The 17,616-nt window shown below is 55.6% G+C and carries 15 protein-coding genes; all 15 read left to right on the forward strand.

From position 1 onward, the window contains the following. The first annotated feature begins 172 nt into the window (after positions 1-172). The 15 genes from miaB (at position 173) to I2G69_RS10455 (ending at position 17,567) form a co-directional block, all read left to right on the forward strand. Entirely contained in the window at positions 173-1,576 is a 1,404-nt protein-coding gene (miaB, locus tag I2G69_RS10385; RefSeq protein WP_243254943.1) for a tRNA (N6-isopentenyl adenosine(37)-C2)-methylthiotransferase MiaB, read from the forward strand. 71 nt (positions 1,577-1,647) lie between these two features. Further along, a complete protein-coding gene (locus I2G69_RS10390; RefSeq protein ID WP_191362713.1) occupies positions 1,648-2,052 on the forward strand; it encodes a YlbF family regulator in 405 nt (134 codons plus the stop codon). Positions 2,053-2,157: 105 nt separating this feature from the next. Beyond that, a complete protein-coding gene (gene mutS, locus I2G69_RS10395) occupies positions 2,158-4,770 on the forward strand; it encodes a DNA mismatch repair protein MutS (protein ID WP_195560741.1) in 2,613 nt (870 codons plus the stop codon). Between the two features lie 36 nt (positions 4,771-4,806). Next, on the forward strand, positions 4,807-6,780 hold the full coding sequence (gene mutL, locus I2G69_RS10400) for a DNA mismatch repair endonuclease MutL (RefSeq protein WP_191395323.1): 1,974 nt from the start codon (positions 4,807-4,809) through the stop codon (positions 6,778-6,780). Between the two features lie 32 nt (positions 6,781-6,812). Then, a complete protein-coding gene (gene miaA / locus I2G69_RS10405; RefSeq protein WP_243254944.1) occupies positions 6,813-7,778 on the forward strand; it encodes a tRNA (adenosine(37)-N6)-dimethylallyltransferase MiaA in 966 nt (321 codons plus the stop codon). Positions 7,779-7,806: 28 nt separating this feature from the next. After that, entirely contained in the window at positions 7,807-9,195 is a 1,389-nt protein-coding gene (locus I2G69_RS10410) for an HlyD family efflux transporter periplasmic adaptor subunit (protein WP_195451278.1), read from the forward strand. Continuing rightward, the gene (locus I2G69_RS10415) at positions 9,176-9,916 is read left to right on the forward strand and encodes a YggS family pyridoxal phosphate-dependent enzyme (RefSeq protein WP_195560742.1); all 741 of its coding nucleotides are present in this window, start codon (positions 9,176-9,178) and stop codon (positions 9,914-9,916) included. Before I2G69_RS10410 ends, I2G69_RS10415 begins: the two co-directional genes overlap by 20 nt. A gap of 96 nt (positions 9,917-10,012) precedes the next feature. Further along, complete coding sequence (locus I2G69_RS10420; protein ID WP_087234877.1) at positions 10,013-10,492, forward strand: cell division protein SepF; 480 nt, start codon at positions 10,013-10,015, stop codon at positions 10,490-10,492. Beyond that, complete coding sequence (locus I2G69_RS10425) at positions 10,492-11,250, forward strand: YlmH family RNA-binding protein (protein ID WP_087234876.1); 759 nt, start codon at positions 10,492-10,494, stop codon at positions 11,248-11,250. The genes I2G69_RS10420 and I2G69_RS10425 overlap by 1 nt, the downstream gene beginning before the upstream one ends. A 16-nt stretch (positions 11,251-11,266) precedes the next feature. Further along, a complete protein-coding gene (locus tag I2G69_RS10430) occupies positions 11,267-11,968 on the forward strand; it encodes a DivIVA domain-containing protein (RefSeq protein WP_191441166.1) in 702 nt (233 codons plus the stop codon). Between the two features lie 21 nt (positions 11,969-11,989). After that, on the forward strand, positions 11,990-14,779 hold the full coding sequence (gene ileS / locus I2G69_RS10435) for an isoleucine--tRNA ligase (protein ID WP_087234874.1): 2,790 nt from the start codon (positions 11,990-11,992) through the stop codon (positions 14,777-14,779). 130 nt (positions 14,780-14,909) lie between these two features. Beyond that, a complete protein-coding gene (gene lspA / locus I2G69_RS10440; protein ID WP_237966826.1) occupies positions 14,910-15,392 on the forward strand; it encodes a signal peptidase II in 483 nt (160 codons plus the stop codon). Further along, positions 15,379-16,368, forward strand: coding sequence for an RluA family pseudouridine synthase (locus I2G69_RS10445; protein WP_419761406.1), 990 nt, complete (start codon positions 15,379-15,381; stop codon positions 16,366-16,368). The genes lspA and I2G69_RS10445 overlap by 14 nt, the downstream gene beginning before the upstream one ends. Further along, positions 16,337-17,146 (forward strand): Cof-type HAD-IIB family hydrolase, encoded by an 810-nt coding sequence (locus I2G69_RS10450; protein ID WP_191362706.1) that lies wholly within the window; start codon positions 16,337-16,339, stop codon positions 17,144-17,146. Before I2G69_RS10445 ends, I2G69_RS10450 begins: the two co-directional genes overlap by 32 nt. A 22-nt stretch (positions 17,147-17,168) precedes the next feature. Then, complete coding sequence (locus I2G69_RS10455) at positions 17,169-17,567, forward strand: ComEA family DNA-binding protein (RefSeq protein ID WP_087234870.1); 399 nt, start codon at positions 17,169-17,171, stop codon at positions 17,565-17,567. The last annotated feature ends 49 nt before the right edge of the window (positions 17,568-17,616 follow it).

Consider the following 17,616-nt stretch of genomic DNA (forward strand, 5'->3'; position numbering starts at 1 on the left):
CCTATGAAGGCTCTGTCCTTCTACTTTTTTATTTGCTTTTACTTGCTCTTCTGTCCAACATGTATTGTAGCTCTACAGGCCTATCTTGTGAAAAATGCTGCAACCCTTGCGAGAATATGCACAATATGGTATAATGACTCGAAAACCATACAACATGGGGAGGGCTAACCTTTTGGCAGAATTTTCCCAAAAACAATATATGGAGGACGTGGCGCAGATCATGGCGGTCCGTGCGCGCGGGCCTCAACCCATGGCATTTGTACACACCTATGGATGCCAGCAGAACGTCGCGGACGGCGAAAAAATCAAAGGCCAGTTGGAAGAGATGGGGTTCGGTTTTACGGACGACGTAAACGAAGCGGACTTTATTCTGTTCAACACCTGTGCAATCCGCGAACATGCCGAGGACCGGGTGTTCGGCAATGTGGGTGCTTTAAAGAATGTCAAACGCCGCCATCCGTCCGTACTGATTGCGTTGTGCGGATGCATGATGGAGCAGGAACATGTGGCGGAGCGCATTCGCAAGAGCTTTCCTTATGTCAATTTGGTCTTTGGCACACATGTGATTCATAAATTTCCGGAGCTGATGTTCCGCATGTTGACGGACGGGCGCCGTGTGTTTGAGCGCGGCGACGACAGCGAGGACCAGCAGATTGTGGAGGGGCTTCCCATCCACCGCGATGGAAATGTGCGCGCGTGGTGTACGGTGATGTATGGCTGCGACAATTTCTGTTCCTACTGTATTGTCCCCTACGTGCGCGGCAGGGAGCGCAGCCGCTCTCCTCAGGCGATTTTGGAGGAATTCACCGGCTTGGTGCAGGCCGGGTATAAGGACATCACCCTGTTGGGGCAGAATGTGAATTCCTACGGCAAGCATCGGGAGGAAGGGGTCAATTTTTCAGCGTTGCTGCGCATGCTCGACGAGGTGGAAGGCGATTACCGCATCCGCTTCATGACCTCCCATCCCAAGGACGCAACCCATGAGCTGATCGATACCATCGCGCAGGGAAAGCACATCAGCCACCATCTGCACCTTCCGTTCCAATCCGGCAACAACCGTGTGCTGCGGGAGATGAACCGCGGCTATACGCGTGAAAAATATTTGGACCTGATCGCCTATGCGAAGGACAAAATTCCGGATCTTTCTCTAACCTCGGACATCATCGTCGGCTTCCCCGGGGAAACCTATGAAGAATTCCTCGACACGGTGGACCTCATTCGGCGGGTGGAGTTTACCTCCCTCTACACGTTTATCTATTCGCCGCGCGTGGGAACCCGTGCCGCAAAGATGGACGATCCCATCCCGGCGGAGGAGAAAACCAAGTGGTTCCAGGAGCTCTGTTCTGTGCAGGAACAGATTGCGGCGCGACGCTGTGCGGCGGCTGTGGGAACCGTCCAGCGGGTGCTGGTGGAAGAGCAGAATGAAAAGACTGGCCTGCTGACCGGCCGGACGGATGGCAACGTCGTGGCGGATTTTCCGGGCAATGCGTCTCGGATCGGAACGTTTGCCGATGTTCGCGTGACAGCAGCGCGCAATTGGATTTTGCGCGGGGAACTGGAAGGAGCAACCGATTAAAGCGCTTTGAAACCTTTTTTAAGGATTCTTGATATACCACCTATATTTTGAAAGGAACAGGAGCGATGGATATGGATATTATTGAGTTGGCCAGAGAGATCGGCCGCGAGCTACAGAAGGACGAGCGTTATCTGAACATGCGCACCGTGAGCGCACAGTGCGATAAGGACGAAGAGTTGCAGGAGCTGATCGGGGAGTTTAACCTCAAGCGGATTGCCATCAGCAACGAGACTCAGAGCGACACGCGCGACGAGGAAAAACTGCAGCGTCTGAACGGCGAGATGCGCCATATCTATGCACGCATCATGCAGAATGAGAACATGACGGCCTATAACCGCGCAAAGGAGGACTTTGACCGGCTGTTGCAGCGCATCAGCGCGATCATCAGCCAGAGCGCCGACGGCGAGGACCCGAACACGGCCGACTATGTGGAATCCTGCGGCGGGAATTGTTCCGCCTGCGGCGGTTGCGGCTGATCCCGCCAAGGACGAAGAACATTCGAATGGAACCGAGAGACGATCCTCCCGCCGGGCCTGTTCCGGCGGGGATTGTTTCTTTTTTGAAAGAGGAGAGGCATTGGCATGGCGAATTTATCCCCGATGATGCAGCAGTATTTTCAGATTAAGGAGCAGTATCCCGACACGCTTCTGTTTTTCCGCCTGGGCGACTTTTATGAAATGTTTTTTGACGATGCAAAGCTCGCCTCGCGCGAGTTGGAATTGACCCTCACCGGGCGCGATTGCGGGCAGGAGGAGCGCGCGCCCATGTGCGGCGTGCCGTTCCACAGCGCGGAGACCTATATCGCCCGGTTGGTTGCGAAGGGGTACAAGGTGGCCATCTGCGAGCAGATGGAGGACCCTGCGCTCGCAAAGGGGCTTGTCAAGCGCGACATCGTCCGCGTCATCACTCCGGGCACCGTGCTGGAAAGCAGTATGTTGGATGAGACGCGCAACAATTTTATCTGTTCGCTCTGCGCGGAGGGAAAGCAAGCGGGAATCTGTTTTGCAGACATCTCCACGGGGGAGCTGCATGCCACCACCCTGGAAGGGGAGGATTTGGAGGAACGCTTGGTCAATGAGCTCTCGCGCTATTCGCCGCGGGAGATTCTCATCAACCCGGACGCTTTGGAATACAAAACCCTGCCGCCCTTCATCAAGGAACGCCTTTCCGCCAGCTTGGAGCTTTTGGAGGCGGCGGAGTATGAGGCGGAGACGTGTGAACCGCTTGTTTTGGAGCAATTTCAAAAGGAGACGCTGGACGCATTGGGTCTGGAGCAAAGCCCGCTGGTGGTGCGGGCGATTGGCGCCCTGCTGTGCTATTTAAAGCGCACCCAGCGGACGGGACTGGAGCGTATGACGGAGGTCGAGCTCTACAGCGGCGCCCAGTTTATGCGGCTGGACCTGAATGCCCGCCGGAATTTGGAACTGCTCGAAACCATGCGGAACAAGGAAAAGCGCGGGTCCCTGCTCTGGGTGTTGGATAAGACCCGCACGGCCATGGGCAAGCGTCTGATCCGTGCGTGGATCGAGCAGCCGCTTCTCAGCCCGGCGCAGATCAGCCGCCGGTTGAATGCGGTGGAAGAGCTCTCGGGGGATGCTATTTTGCGCGGCAGCCTCTCGGAGCAGCTCACCGGAATCTACGATTTGGAGCGCCTGATGTCGCGGATTGTGTACGGTTCCGCCAATGGGCGGGAGCTGCGGTCTTTGGCGGCGGCAGCAGCCAAGCTGCCGGGGTTGAAGGGCCTCTTGAAGGATGCGCAATCGGCCATGCTTTCTGGCGTTTACCAGGATCTGGATACGCTCGACGATGTGTTGGAGCTGATCGACCGCGCCATTGTGGAGGACCCGCCGTTTACCATCCGGGAGGGCGGCATCATCAAACCCGGCTACAGCGCGGAGCTGGACGAGCTCAAGGGCGATATGAGCGATGGGAAGGGGATCATCGCGCAAATCGAGGCCAAGGAGCGCGAACGCACGGGGATTCCGAAACTGAAGGTCGGCTATAACCGCGTATTTGGTTATTATATCGAGATCACCAATGCCTACAAGGACCAGGCGCCCCCGGAGTACATACGCAAGCAGACCCTCACCAATTGCGAGCGCTACATCACGCCGGAGCTCAAGGAGCTGGAGGGGCGCATCCTTGGCGCGCACGACCGCTCCGTCCAGCTGGAACACCAGCTCTTTGACGAGGTTCGCAAGACCGTGGCCGCCCAGCTCAACCGGATTCAAAAGACAGCGCGTGCAGTGGCCCGCCTCGACGTCTTGCTTTCCTTTGCGCAGGTCTCCGTGGACAACGGCTATACCCGGCCGGTGGTCGATCTCAATGGAAAGATTTTGCTCAAGGAGAGCCGCCACCCGGTGGTGGAAACGCTTTTGGACGCGCCCTTTGTACCGAACGACGTGCTGCTGGACAAGGGGGAGAACCGGGTTGCGATCATCACCGGCCCCAATATGGCGGGCAAATCGACCTATATGCGCCAGATTGCCCTGATTGTCATCATGGCGCAGATCGGCTGCTTTGTCCCGGCCTCCTATGCGGAAATCGGCATTGTAGACAGCATTTTCACGCGCGTCGGCGCGTCGGACGACCTCGCTTCCGGGCAGTCCACCTTTATGGTGGAGATGACCGAGGTGGCGGAAATCATCAAAAACGCGACGGACAAAAGCCTGTTGATCCTGGACGAGATTGGCCGCGGAACCTCTACCTACGACGGCATGAGCATTGCGCGCGCCGTGCTGGAATATGCCGCAGACAAAAAGGCTCTTGGCGCAAAGACGCTCTTTGCCACCCATTACCACGAGTTGACCGAGCTGGAGTCGCTTATCGACGGCGTGAAAAACTATAATATCGCGGTCAAGAAGCGCGGCGACGACATCACCTTCCTACGGCGCATCGTGCGCGGCGGGGCGGACGACAGCTTTGGCATCGAAGTGGCGAAGCTGGCTGGTGTGCCGGACAAGGTGGTTTCACGCGCGAAACAGATTTTGGCCGAGTTGGAACAGGGACAGCAGGTTTCCATGCCGAAGGCGCGCGGCAGAAAACGCCAGGAGGAGCCGGAAGTGCAGTTGGCCCTGATCCCTCCAAACGAGACAGAGGTGATGGACCGTCTGCGGCAGCTGGACGTCAACACACTGACGCCCATTGAATGCATGAACACGCTATTTGAGCTTTGTAGGATTGCAAAGGAATAAAGAGATCGGGATCGATGAAGATAAAGGAGGTGCCGTATGGGAAAAATCAATGTGCTGGATAAACATGTGGCCGAGCTGATCGCTGCCGGCGAGGTGGTGGAGCGGCCGAGTTCCGTCATCAAGGAGCTTGTGGAAAATGCAGTGGACGCTGGCGCGACCGTCCTGACGGTGGAGATCAAAAACGGCGGCACGACCTTTATGCGCGTCACCGACAATGGCTGCGGGATTGCGCGGGAAGACGTCCCGGTCGCTTTCCTGCGGCACGCAACCAGCAAGGTGAAGGTACAGGACGATCTGGAAAACATCGCCACGCTTGGGTTCCGCGGGGAGGCGCTGGCTTCCATTGCGGCGGTGGCGCATGTGGAGCTGCTCACCCGCACGGCGGACGAGCTGGCGGGGACGCACTATGTGATCTCCGGCGGGGAAGAGGAGTGCTGTGAGGACGCGGGCTGCGCCCAGGGGACTACCTTCGTGGTGCGCGACCTCTTTTACAACACGCCCGCCCGCATGAAGTTCCTAAAGAAGGATGTGACGGAGGCCAACGCGGTTGCGGCGGTGATGGACCGGCTGGCGCTTTCCCATCCAGAGGTTTCCGTGCGCTTCATTCGGGACGGCAAGGAGACGCTCCACACGCCAGGGGATGGAAAATTGAAGTCCGCCATTTACGCGGTGTTTGGCAAGGAGTTTACCGCCGGGTTGATGCCGGTGGAATACGCCTACAACGGGGTGGAGGTGTCCGGCTTTGTCAGCAAGCCTGCAAATGCCCGTCCCAACCGCAGCATGCAGCACTTTTTCCTCAACGGCCGTTATGTAAAGAGCCGGACCGCGATGGTCGCCTTGGAGGAGGCCTTTAAAGGCTCCCTGATGGTAGGAAAGATGCCGGCGTGCGTGCTGCATCTCCGTATGGCCTATGGTTCCGTGGATGTCAATGTGCATCCAGCCAAAATTGAAGTGCGCTTTTCAAATGAACGCCCGATTTTTGATGCGGTCTATCACGGGGTGAAGACGGCTTTGAATCAATGGGACAGCCCCCATGTGATGAAGCTGGAGCGCCCCGCCCAGGCCCCTTTCCCAAAAACCCGCACGGTGGAGCAGCTTCCCCTGCGGACGGAGCAGCCGGTTCCGCAGAAGGCCGTGGAGACGGAACATGCGGTACAGGAACCAGATGCTACACCTAAGCCGGAGGCACCTTCTCTACCGATCAAGCCCGCCGAGCCGCTTCCGGGCCTTGCCGTGAATGACAGTGGCGCGCCTGCGGGATTGACCCGCACCTTTGGCGCGGATATGCGCTTTGCGGATGTCGCCGGGCCGGAGGATGAAGAATGGGCGGCGGTGGAGGCGCTTCCGCAGCCGGAGGCCGTAAAAGAAGAGCAGCCGGTCCCCACAGAACAAATTCCCGCAGAACAAACTCCCACGGAGACGCTACTGCCCAAGCAAGAACGCCCACCGGCCCGTTTGGTTGGAGAAGCGTTTGGAACGTATATCATCCTGGAGCGCGGGGATGAACTGGTTTTGATCGACAAACATGCCGCGCACGAGCGGATGCTCTACGAGGAGTTAAAGGCAAACCGTGGGACGGCCGCCCATCAGATGCTGTTGGAACCGGTGACCGTTACATTGGAAAAGAACGAATATGCCGCTGTGCTGAATGCCCTGGATCTCTTTGAGCAAGCTGGTTTTGAATTGGAGGACTTCGGCGCCGGGACAGTTTTGGTGCGCAGCGCACCGCTGATTTTGGGCGGCGAGGACATAGCGGACGCGGTGATGGAGATGGCGGGGTATCTCGCCAGCAGCAAGAACGATCTCACGACCGAACGGCTGGATTGGCTCTATCACAATGTCGCATGCCGCGCAGCGGTCAAGGCTGGGGACGAGAGCCACCCGGAGGAATTGCTCGCCTTGGCAGACCGGTTGGAGCAGAACTCGCAGATCCGCTACTGCCCGCACGGACGGCCTGTTTCGATCCTTTTGAAAAAACGCGATTTGGAAAAGCAATTCGGCCGTGTTTGACAAATTCTTTGCCAGATGGAGTTATAATAGAAATGATCTCAAAAGCAACAAAAATGGAGGAACGCATTCCTGTGGCCGCAGTGGTCGGACCCACCGCCTCCGGCAAGAGCTGGCTGGCGGTAGAGCTCGCCCTTCGGTACAATGGGGAGGTGGTCTCAGCTGATTCCATGCAGATTTATACCGGCATGACGATCGGCACTGCCAAGCCTACGGTGGATGAGATGCGCGGTGTGCCGCATCATCTGATCGACTTTGTGGACCCTCACACGCCGTTCAGCGTGGCGGACTATGTGAAATTGGCGGCACAGTGCGTGGCGGATGTCCATGCGCGCGGGCGGCTTCCCATCCTAGCGGGTGGGACGGGCCTCTATGTGCGCTCTTTTCTACAGAATCTGCAATTTACGAAGGAAGACCGCGACGACGCTCTGCGCGCGGCGCTCAAGAAACGCGCAGAAGAGGAGGGCGTCCAGGTTTTGATGGACGAGCTGCGGTGCATTGACCCGGAGTCGGCGGCGCGCCTTCATCCGAACAACCTGGGAAGGGTGATCCGCGCAATTGAGATCTATCGTACAACCGGCCAGACCATGACCCAGCAGATTGCGCACTCCCGCAGGGAGCCTTCTCCCTATAATGCCTGCGTGATCGGCCTGGATTTTCTCGACCGGGACAAGCTTTATGCCCGGATCAACCGCCGGGTAGACGAGATGTTGGATGCAGGCTTGGAGGAGGAAGCCCGCCAGTCGCTCGCCCAAAGTGCTTCTACAGCGCGGCAGGCGATCGGCTACAAAGAGTGGATTCCCTATTTTCAAGGGGCGTGCACCCGGGATGAGGTGGCCGAGAACATCAAGCGCGAAACCCGCCGCTATGCCAAACGGCAGCTGACCTGGTTCCGCCGGGACGAAGGCGTCCATTGGCTGCATGTAGACGATTATCCCGATGGTGCGGCTCTCGTATCGGCGGCACAGGTTATTTTGGATGAGTGGCGGGACAATGGCTGACCGCCGGCGCTGCAAAGGGGGAATGTGAATGAACAATTCCATGTTGAAGCGATTGCTGTCCATCTTTATCGCTCTGTTGCTGTTTTTTTACATCGGCTATCAAATTTACAGCGCCAATTACAGCACCGTGCGGACAGAAACGGCTTTGAGCAAGACGGAAGCGGATACAATCGAGACGACCGGGATCGCCATCCGGAAGGAAAGCTTGATCGAGCAGCCCGCGAACGGCGTGGTGGCCTATGCCATCGAGGACGGCGGGCACATTCACAAGGGCGGTACGGTGGCGGTCACCTATGCGAACGAAGCCGACGCCACAGCGCAGCGGCGGCTTCAGGAGCTGGACAGTGAAATTGAAAAGCTGCAAAAGCTCAATGCCCCCGGCGATACATATGCGGCGAACCCGGATTCGTTGAACAAGCAGATTAACCAGGAACTGACGGATCTGCTCATTGCTTCCCGGCAAGAAGGCTTAAGCGGCCTCTCAGAATATCGGGAGGAGTTTCTTTATCTATTGAACGAAAAGCAGATTGTCACAGAAAAGGTCACCGATTTCAATGCGCGCATCAGTACGCTCCAGGCGGAGCGGCAGTCCATTGCATCGTCCCATGGGACACAGACGGGAAGCATCGCTTCGCCGGCCTCCGGCTATTTTATCAGCCATGTGGACGGCTATGAAGGGGTGTTCGATTATGACCAGATCGAAGACATCACCCCGGAGGAGATCCGCGAAAAGATGGCCATGCAGGTGACACCCTCCGCCTCGATCGGCAAGGTTTGCGGGGACTTCAACTGGTATTTTGTCTGCGTTGTCGACGCGGACACCGCTCTGAAATTCCAGGAGAAGGCCAACCAGACCAGTTATGAAGCCCGTTGCGTTACATTGACGTTCCCATTTGCATCCGCTGAGCTGCTCCCGGCGGAAGTCGTCAAGGTCAATCAAAAGGATAAGGAATCCGAGGGGGCCGTTGTGATGCGCTGCAATAATATGAACGCTTCGTTGGCGCGCCTGCGAAACGAGACGGTCCAGATTGAGATCGAGGAATACGACGGAATCCGCGTCAGCCAAAAGTCGGTGCACTTTGAAACAATCACCAAGGAGACATACGACAAGGACGGCAATGTCAATGGGACCGTTACCAAGGAAGTGAAGGGCGTTTACGTCATGCATGGCAGCGAGATTCAGTTCTGCCAGATCTTCCCCCTGTACAGCACCAACAGCTATGTGATCTGCGAAGTGTTGACGACGGAAGAAGAAAATTCGCGGTCGTATGACCCCTTTGTCCAGGATGATACAGAGGGGGATGGGACGCAGCAGGAAGAACCTGTGGAAGGGCTCTTCACCGATCGGACGGTACATCTTTACGATGAAGTGGTAGTAGAAGGGACGGATTTGTACGATGGAAAAGTTGTCGAATGACGAGCTGGCGCAGCGCTGCCACGCTCTGGAAGAAAATTTAAAGCGCATCCGGGCGGAGATCGCAGAAGCGGCGGTCCGCTCAGGCCGCAAGCCGGAGGATATCACCCTCCTTGCGGCGACCAAGACGGTCCCGGTGGAGGTTATCAACCATGGGATCGAGCTTGGGCTGGATCACATCGGGGAGAACCGCGTGCAGGAATTGTGCGACAAATACGACGCCCTGGAGCGCGAAAAAACCGACGTGCAGTTCATCGGCCATTTGCAGACAAATAAGGTAAAGTATCTGATTGGGAAGGTCAGCATGATCCAGTCGGTGGACAGCATGAAGCTGGCGCAGGAGATTTCCCGGTTGAGCGCCCGGGAACATCAAACAATGGACGTCCTGGTGGAGGTCAACATCGGCCGGGAGGAGAACAAATCGGGAGTCCTGCCGGAGCAATTGAGCGGCCTGTTGGAGGAAATTTCCAGTTTGCCCGCGCTTCGAGTGCGCGGATTGATGGCGATCCCACCGGCAGATGCCAGTGACGTTGCTACACAGCACTATTTTTCAAAGATGTTCGAATATTTTATTGACACGAAACACAAAAAATTAGATAATGTTTCTATGGATGTTTTGTCCATGGGAATGTCTGCGGACTATGTGCAGGCAATTCTGGCCGGCGCCAACATGGTGCGCGTCGGTTCGGCGCTGTTTGGCGCTCGAAACTATACCAATCTTTAAGAGGAAATTCTCCGAGGGAATCGGTACATGGGTCTGCGCCGCAAGTATGGCCGGCCGTTCCACGGGGAGCAGAAGAATTTTAGGAGGCTTTGGATTATGGCAGGACTGGTACAGAAATTTAAAAATATGTGGAATCCGCCAGATGACGAGTATGATTATGACTATGATTATGACGAGGCGGTGCAGGAAGAGGAGAAATCCTTGGAACATGAAGCTATCTCGGAGCCGCGCGACAGCATTCGCCGTGCGCCGTCCAGTTCTACCGGCAATAAAGTGGTCAATATCCACGCGACCGCTCAGCTTCAGGTGGTACTCTTTAAGCCGGAGCATTATGGGGAAGAAGTGCGCGCCATTGCGGACGAGCTTTTGAAACGCCACACAGTGGTGCTCAATTTGGAAAATACGGAGAAAAACATCTCCCGCCGCATTCTCGATTTCCTCAGCGGCGTCGCGTATGCACAAAACGGCAAAATTAAGCCGGTGGCTACGCGCACCTTTATCATTACGCCGTACAACGTCGACCTGACCGGCGACGATGTGTTGGACGAATTGGAAAACAACGGCGTGTATTTTTAATGGAAAAGCGCGCAGGAATGGACGACGCTGTTTTAGAGGCCAAGCTGCGGGACGCTGTGCGCATTGCAGAGCGCGGCCGCCCGCATTTTGTCGGCTTTTTGGATGAACGGCAAGCGGGTGTGGCGCAAACCATCATGCGCCGCACCGGCTTTTCCAATTATTTGCTTTGGGGCGGGTATGCGGAGGCGGAACGTGTGCTCTTTGGCGCTTTCCCGGATTATCTGGAGGCGTGCCCGGAGGAGTTCCCCTTGGAAACGGTAACGGTTTCATACCGGCAGTGCGATTCGCTCACCCATCGTGATTTTTTGGGATCGCTGCTTTCCAAAGGCGTTGTCCGCGAGACGATAGGGGATATCCTGGTAGAACCCGGGCGCGCGGTTTTATTCGCGCGTGCGGAGGTTACGGATTTCCTTTTGCAGCAGACCGACAAGATCGGGCGCGTGGGAGTAAAGCTTTCACGCGGGGCGCAGGAACCGCTCCCTGTGCCGCATACGTTTGCGCCGTTTTCCGGGGTGGTGGCGTCTGCCCGCCTGGACTGCATCGCCGCGTTAGCCGCGGGGGTCAGCCGGGAAAAAGCGGCGGGTTTGATTTCCGCAGGATTGGTGATGCTCAATCACGAGGTGGTCACCTCTGTTTCCACGCCGGTTACAGAGGGGGCTAAGCTGTCTGTCCGGGGAAAAGGACGGTATATTCTGGACCGTGTGGGTCCCTTGACAAAAAAAGGACGGCTCAGCATTGCCGGTAGAAAATATATTTGATTGGGAGGCTTCCTATATGCTTACGTTGAACGACATCATCAATGTCAGCTTCCGAAAGTCGCGGCTTTCCGGGTACAACACCGAAGACGTGGACAATTTCATCGATCAGGTGAAGGAATCTTACGACGAGCTGCAAAAAAAGAATATTGAGCTGAAGGAAGAGATGGAGAAGCAAAACGCAGAGAAAGAGCAGCTTCTCAAAAAGCTGGAAGTCCTGGCCGGAAAGATTGAAGATTACCGGCAGGAAGAGGACGAAATTAAGAACGCCCTCGTCAGTGCGCAGAAGCTGGGCGATGCTTCTATCCGTGAAGCGCGTCACAAGGCGGAGATCATCGTAAAAGATGCGACGCTGAAAGCCGGGAATATCGCCAGCGCAGCGGAGGAGAATATTCAGGAGCAAAAACGCGAGTTGGAGCGCTTGAAGAAAGAGGTCTCCGATTTCCGTGCACAGCTTTTAGAGACTTACAAGAAGCATTTGACAATGATCGATGCGATTCCAACCTACAAGCCGCAGCCGGAACAGGAGGCAAAGCCGCAGCTCGCCAAAGAGCCGGAAGAAGCGCCTGCCCCTGAGGAACCGACGATGGAATTGCCGCCGGATTTCCATGTGACCATTGCGAATTTTGACGATGATTTGGACGTTTCGCCGCAGGAGCCTCTTCCACACGGCGAGGACGGCCTGAATATACCGACGGATGTATTTACGCCGGGCAAATAAAACCAAGGAGAGTAGAGACCGATGGATTATAAAAGTACGCTGAACCTTCCCAAAACCGATTTCCCGATGCAGGCCAGCCTGCCGAAGCGGGAGCCGGAGATGCTCAAAAATTGGGAAGAAAAGCATATCTATGAAAAAGTGTTGGAAAAGAACGAGGGGAAACCGCTCTTTGTGTTACACGACGGCCCTCCGTATGCCAACGGCGACATTCATCTGGGCACGGCTTTAAATAAAACGTTGAAGGACATCATCGTCCGCTACCGCAATATGGCGGGATATAAAGCGCCGTATGTGCCCGGCTGGGATACACACGGCCTGCCCACGGAGCTCAAGGCGCGCAAAAAGGCGGGTGTGGAGAATTCCACAACCATTTCGGACGTCGAGCTGCGTGAAATTTGCCGGGAATTCGCGCTGAAATATTTGGACGACCAGCGCAACCAGTTTAAGCGTTTGGGCGGCATTGGCGATTGGGAACACCCCTACATCACCTTGACACATGACTTTGAGGCAGAGCAGATCAAGATCTTTGCAGAGATGGCGACAAAGGGCTATATCTACAAGGGCCTCAAGCCTGTGTATTGGTGCCCGGAGTGTGAGACTGCCCTGGCGGAAGCAGAGATCGAATATGCGGAAGACCCCTGCAATTCCATCTATGTGAAGTTCCGCGTGACGGACGACAAGGGCCTGTTTACGGCAAAAGGAGTTGACCTCTCCAAGACCTATTTCGTCATTTGGACCACGACCACGTGGACCCTGCCCGGCAACGTTGCCATTTGCTTGGGCCCGGAATTTGAATATTCCCTGATCAAATGCGGGGACGAATATTATGTGATGGCCTCTGCGTTGATGGAAAGCGCTATGAAAGAGGCTGAAAAGACCGATTATGAAGTGGTTGCCACCTTTAAAGGGAGCGACCTCGAATATATGAAGGCGCAGCATCCGTTCCTGGACCGCACCTCTTTGGTGATCTTAGGCGACCATGTCACCCTGGAAAGCGGCACGGGCTGCGTGCATACGGCTCCCGGACACGGTGTGGAGGACTTTGAGGTCTGCCGCGACCATTATCCGGAGCTGCCCATTGTGGTGCCGGTGGACAGCCACGGCAAGCTCACCGAAGAGGCAGGGCAATTTGCAGGATTGACCACTGAGGCAGCCAATAAGGTGATCGCCAAGCACCTGCAGGAGACCGGCGCGATGTTTGCTATGCAGCACATCATCCACCAGTACCCGCACTGCTGGCGCTGCAAGAATCCGGTGCTCTTCCGCGCGACAGAGCAGTGGTTCTGCTCCGTGGACGCCTTCAAGAAGCAGGCGGTTGAGGCCATCAACGAGGTGGAATGGATCCCGGGATGGGGCAAAGACCGCATCACGTCCATGGTATTGGACCGCAAGGACTGGTGTATTTCCCGCCAGCGCCGCTGGGGTGTGCCGATCCCGATCTTCTACTGCAAGGAGTGCGGCGAGCCGTTGATCGACAAAGACGTGATGCTGCACATCTCGGACATCTTCCGGGAGAAGGGTTCCGACGCCTGGTATGCCATGGAGGAGAAGGATCTTTTGCCGGAGGGCATGAAATGTAAGAAATGCGGCTGCACGGACTTTAAGAAGGAACACGACATTATGGACGTCTGGTTTGACTCCGGTTCCTCCCATGCGGCGGTTTTGCAGCAGCGTTCCGAGCTGAAATGGCCGGCGGATCTCTACCTGGAGGGTGCCGACCAGTATCGCGGATGGTTCCAGTCCTCCCTGCTGACCAGCGTTGCAACACGCGGCACCGCGCCCTATAAGGCGGTCGTCACCCACGGATGGGTGGTGGACGGCGAAGGCCGCAAGATGAGCAAGTCCCTGGGGAACGGCATTGTCCCGCAGGAGATCATCGACCAGTACGGCGCGGACATCCTGCGCCTATGGGTGGCTTCCTCTGATTACCATGCGGATATCCGCATTTCCAAGGAAATTCTCAAACAGCTCTCCGACGCCTATCGGAAGATCCGCAACACGGCGCGCTTTATCCTGGGCAATCTTTCGGATTTTGACCCGGATCAAGATCGCGTTTCGCTCGACCAGCTTCAGCCGATCGACCGTTGGGCGCTGACAAAGCTGGATGCACTGGCTGCAAAATGCAAAGAGGCCTATGAGACGTATGAATTCCACAATGCCTATCACGCGATTCACAATTTCTGCGTGGTGGATATGTCGAACTTCTATCTCGATGTGCTGAAGAACCGTCTCTATGTGGAGAAGGCGGACAGCCAGAACCGCCGTGCAGCGCAGACCGCTATGTATATGATTCTGGATGGCATGACGCGCTTGGTTTCGCCCATTCTGGCCTATACCTCGGATGAAATTTGGCAGGCGATGCCGCACGACAGCAGTGCTGACAAGGAATGCGTGCTGTTTAATGAGATGCCGAAGACGACCGGCGTGGATGTGGACGAGGCGTTCACCGCACGTTGGGACCGCATCCATCAGCTGCGCGACGACGTCAAGAAGGCGTTGGAGCTGGCGCGTAAGAACAAGGTGATCGGTGCGTCTCTGGATGCAAAGGTGCAGCTGTTCTGCGAAGGCGAGCTGTATGACTTTGTCAAATCGGTCGAGGGCGAGTTGGCCGATGTGTTTATCGTCTCGCAGATCGAGGTATCGAACAGCGGAAAAGGCGAGTTCGCGGGCGAAGAGGTTCCGGAGCTTTCGGTTACGGTCAGCCATGCGGAGGGTGAGAAGTGCGCCCGCTGCTGGAGCTTCAGCGATACGGTGGGCAGTGATCCTGCACATCCGGATGTTTGCAAGCATTGCGCGGAGGCTTTAAGCTGATTCGCTGCGGCGATGGATTGAAAACCCATTGTATGGGAAGATAAAAAATATGGTAGGAAAGGGCGGGCAGAAGTTCGCCCTTTTTTCATCCAATACGAAACCGCGCGAAGGCGCAAAGGAGGAATTTATATTGGCCATTCTTTCCCTGGTCCTGGCGGTTGTGGCTGCCTTGGCGGATCAGCTGATTAAATGCCTGGTAGTATCACAACTCAAGCCGGTTGGAAGTGTGACAGCAATTCCGGGCCTTTTGGACTTCACTTATTTGGAAAATCGCGGTGCAGCGTTTGGAATGCTGCAAGATCAGCGTTGGTTTTTTATTGTTACAACGGGAGTCATCACGGTTTTGTTGATTGCAGGCCTATTCCTTTATAAAAAGCACAGTGCCTGCTCGATTGCTGCCTCCATTTTGATCATTGGCGGTGGGATCGGAAATTTGATTGACCGCATCTTTTTGGGATATGTCGTCGATTATATCCAGGTATCGTTTTTCCCTCCTATTTTCAATTTTGCGGACTGTTGCGTTACAGTCGGTACTGTCCTCTTGATGGTGCATATCCTGTTCTTTTTAGACAAGAAAGATGGGAAACAGTTGGAAAAGCATGAGAAATCCTGAAATGCTCCTGGGGGAGACACTGCACATCGTAGCAGGGCCGGAGGACGAGGGAATGCGCCTGGATAAGTTTCTCTCGGTCCGCGTGGAAGAACTCACACGTTCTGCCGCGGAGCGCCTGGCCGAGCAGGGCCAGGTTTCCAGTGGAGGGAAAACTCTGGATAAAAAATACCGCCTGCGCGCAGGGGATGCAATCGAAGTGATCTTGCCGGAACCGGTTGGGTTGGATATTCTGCCGGAGGCGATCCCACTGGATATCCGTTATGAGGATGCGGACCTGCTGGTGGTCAATAAGCCCAAGGGAATGGTGGTGCATCCGGCAGCCGGACATGCGGGTGGAACGCTGGTCAACGCGCTGTTGGCGCACTGCGGCGATTCCCTTTCGGGGATCAACGGCGTGATCCGGCCTGGGATTGTCCATCGGATCGATAAGGACACCAGCGGCCTGCTGATCGTTGCCAAAAACGATTTTGCCCATCAGCGTTTGGCAGAGCAGATCAAAGAACACAGTTTTACACGCATGTATGAGGCGGTGGTCCACGGGAACCTCAAGGAGGATACCGGCACCATAGATGCGCCGATTGGCCGTCATCCGACGGACCGCAAGCGCATGGCAGTCACAGAAAAGAATTCCCGCCATGCCGTCACGCATTTTGAGGTGTTGGCGCGCTATAAGGGGTTTACCCACGTGCGTTTGAAATTGGAGACCGGCCGAACCCATCAGATCCGTGTGCATATGGCGTATATCGGCCATCCGGTAGCAGGGGACCCGGTCTATGGGCCGAAAAAGCCTGTGCCGAATCTGGACGGCCAGTGTTTGCATGCGCGTGTCATTGGTTTTGTCCATCCCCGCACAGGGGAATATCTGGAGATTACAAGCGAACTGCCGTCCTACTTCACGGCGTTTCTGGAAAAATTGAAAAAACAGACATTTGGAGGAATGGAATGTGGACTTGAGCGGGATTCTTCTGGTGAGTGATCTCGACGGCACCTTAATTGGGGAGAACTTTGTTGTCCCACAGCGCAACCTAGATGCCATCGCACGCTTTCAGCAAGAGGGAGGAAGTTTCGCCATTGCGACAGGGCGTTCGATTTTGTCGGGAGGACACTATGCAGAGCTGACACATCCCAAAGGCCCCTGTATCTGCCTAAATGGGACAATCTTGTACGATTATACCCAACAGAAGATGCTGTGGGATTGCCACCTGGATCAACGTACTGCTGCTGAATACATCCAAAGATTATACGACCGGTTTCCCACAGCGGGAATCGAATATTTTTGCATCAAGACCATACACATTCTCCGACGCAATGCTTATGTGACCGAACATCTCAACCATGAAGGCGTCTCCTGGAAAGAAGGGCCGCCGATCGATCCTGCGCAGCCTTGGTATAAGGCGCTGTTTGCGGACGATCCGGAGAAAAAGGATGCAATGGAAGCCTTTTCCGCGACCTTTCCACATCCGGGAGTGCGGTTTGTCTCCTCTTCGGAAAATTATCTGGAAATGCTTCCGGAACAGGCAAGCAAGGGAAATGCCCTTGTAAAGGCGGCGGAGTTGGCAGGATTCCGTATGGAAAACGTCTATGCGATTGGGGATTACTACAACGACACGGAGCTTTTGGAGGCGGCCGGCGTGTCGGTAGTCCCAGAAAATGCGCCGGACGACTTAAAAGAACAAGCTGATCTGGTGGTAGGGCACTGCTACCAGGGGGCGGTCGCGGACTTGATCGAGGAGATCGAACGAAGGCATCGCTAAAGCGGGGGGAAGTGGCTGGAACATGGAGGAGGAAAAACGGCAGACGCGGATTCTCATCGCAATTGCGCTGGTCTTTTGTGCGCTATTGATCGGATACAATGCCTTTTATGTGCCGGATGCCTCCTTGGAGAGCTTTGTAGAGACCGACGTTTCCGCTGATGGTGTGGACGAGTCGCAAGCGGAATCACCCGGGAAGATCAATCTGAATACCGCTTCCTTGGAAGAGTTGGATACGCTGCCTGGAATTGGCCCGGCGATTGCGCAACGCATTCTCGATTACCGGGAAGAGTACGGCGGTTTCACCCGCGTGGAAGAGCTCAAGGAGGTAAAGGGCATTGGCGACGCCCTTTTTGCACAGATCCAAGAAGACGTTACAGTGGATGAACCTTCTGAATCAAAAAGAGACGGTTATGTACAATAACCGTCTCTTTTTTCACATAGCAAATCTTGCTTATATATTCGGATGGGAA

It is taken from the genome of Anaeromassilibacillus sp. D41t1_190614_C2 (assembly GCF_015558525.1).
Taxonomy (GTDB): domain Bacteria; phylum Bacillota; class Clostridia; order Oscillospirales; family Acutalibacteraceae; genus Anaeromassilibacillus; species Anaeromassilibacillus stercoravium.

What these genes read in the sequence shown, in the direction of transcription:
- I2G69_RS10455 (WP_087234870.1), top strand. Translation starts at nt 17,169, where the DNA reads ATGGAGGAGGAAAAACGGCAGACGCGGATTCTCATCGCAATTGCGCTG.
- I2G69_RS10420 (WP_087234877.1), top strand. Translation starts at nt 10,013, where the DNA reads ATGGCAGGACTGGTACAGAAATTTAAAAATATGTGGAATCCGCCAGAT.
- mutS (WP_195560741.1), top strand. Translation starts at nt 2,158, where the DNA reads ATGGCGAATTTATCCCCGATGATGCAGCAGTATTTTCAGATTAAGGAG.
- I2G69_RS10445 (WP_419761406.1), top strand. Translation starts at nt 15,379, where the DNA reads ATGAGAAATCCTGAAATGCTCCTGGGGGAGACACTGCACATCGTAGCA.
- I2G69_RS10430 (WP_191441166.1), top strand. Translation starts at nt 11,267, where the DNA reads ATGCTTACGTTGAACGACATCATCAATGTCAGCTTCCGAAAGTCGCGG.
- I2G69_RS10390 (WP_191362713.1), top strand. Translation starts at nt 1,648, where the DNA reads ATGGATATTATTGAGTTGGCCAGAGAGATCGGCCGCGAGCTACAGAAG.
- I2G69_RS10415 (WP_195560742.1), top strand. Translation starts at nt 9,176, where the DNA reads ATGGAAAAGTTGTCGAATGACGAGCTGGCGCAGCGCTGCCACGCTCTG.
- ileS (WP_087234874.1), top strand. Translation starts at nt 11,990, where the DNA reads ATGGATTATAAAAGTACGCTGAACCTTCCCAAAACCGATTTCCCGATG.
- miaA (WP_243254944.1), top strand. Translation starts at nt 6,813, where the DNA reads ATGATCTCAAAAGCAACAAAAATGGAGGAACGCATTCCTGTGGCCGCA.
- I2G69_RS10425 (WP_087234876.1), top strand. Translation starts at nt 10,492, where the DNA reads ATGGAAAAGCGCGCAGGAATGGACGACGCTGTTTTAGAGGCCAAGCTG.
- I2G69_RS10410 (WP_195451278.1), top strand. Translation starts at nt 7,807, where the DNA reads ATGAACAATTCCATGTTGAAGCGATTGCTGTCCATCTTTATCGCTCTG.
- mutL (WP_191395323.1), top strand. Translation starts at nt 4,807, where the DNA reads ATGGGAAAAATCAATGTGCTGGATAAACATGTGGCCGAGCTGATCGCT.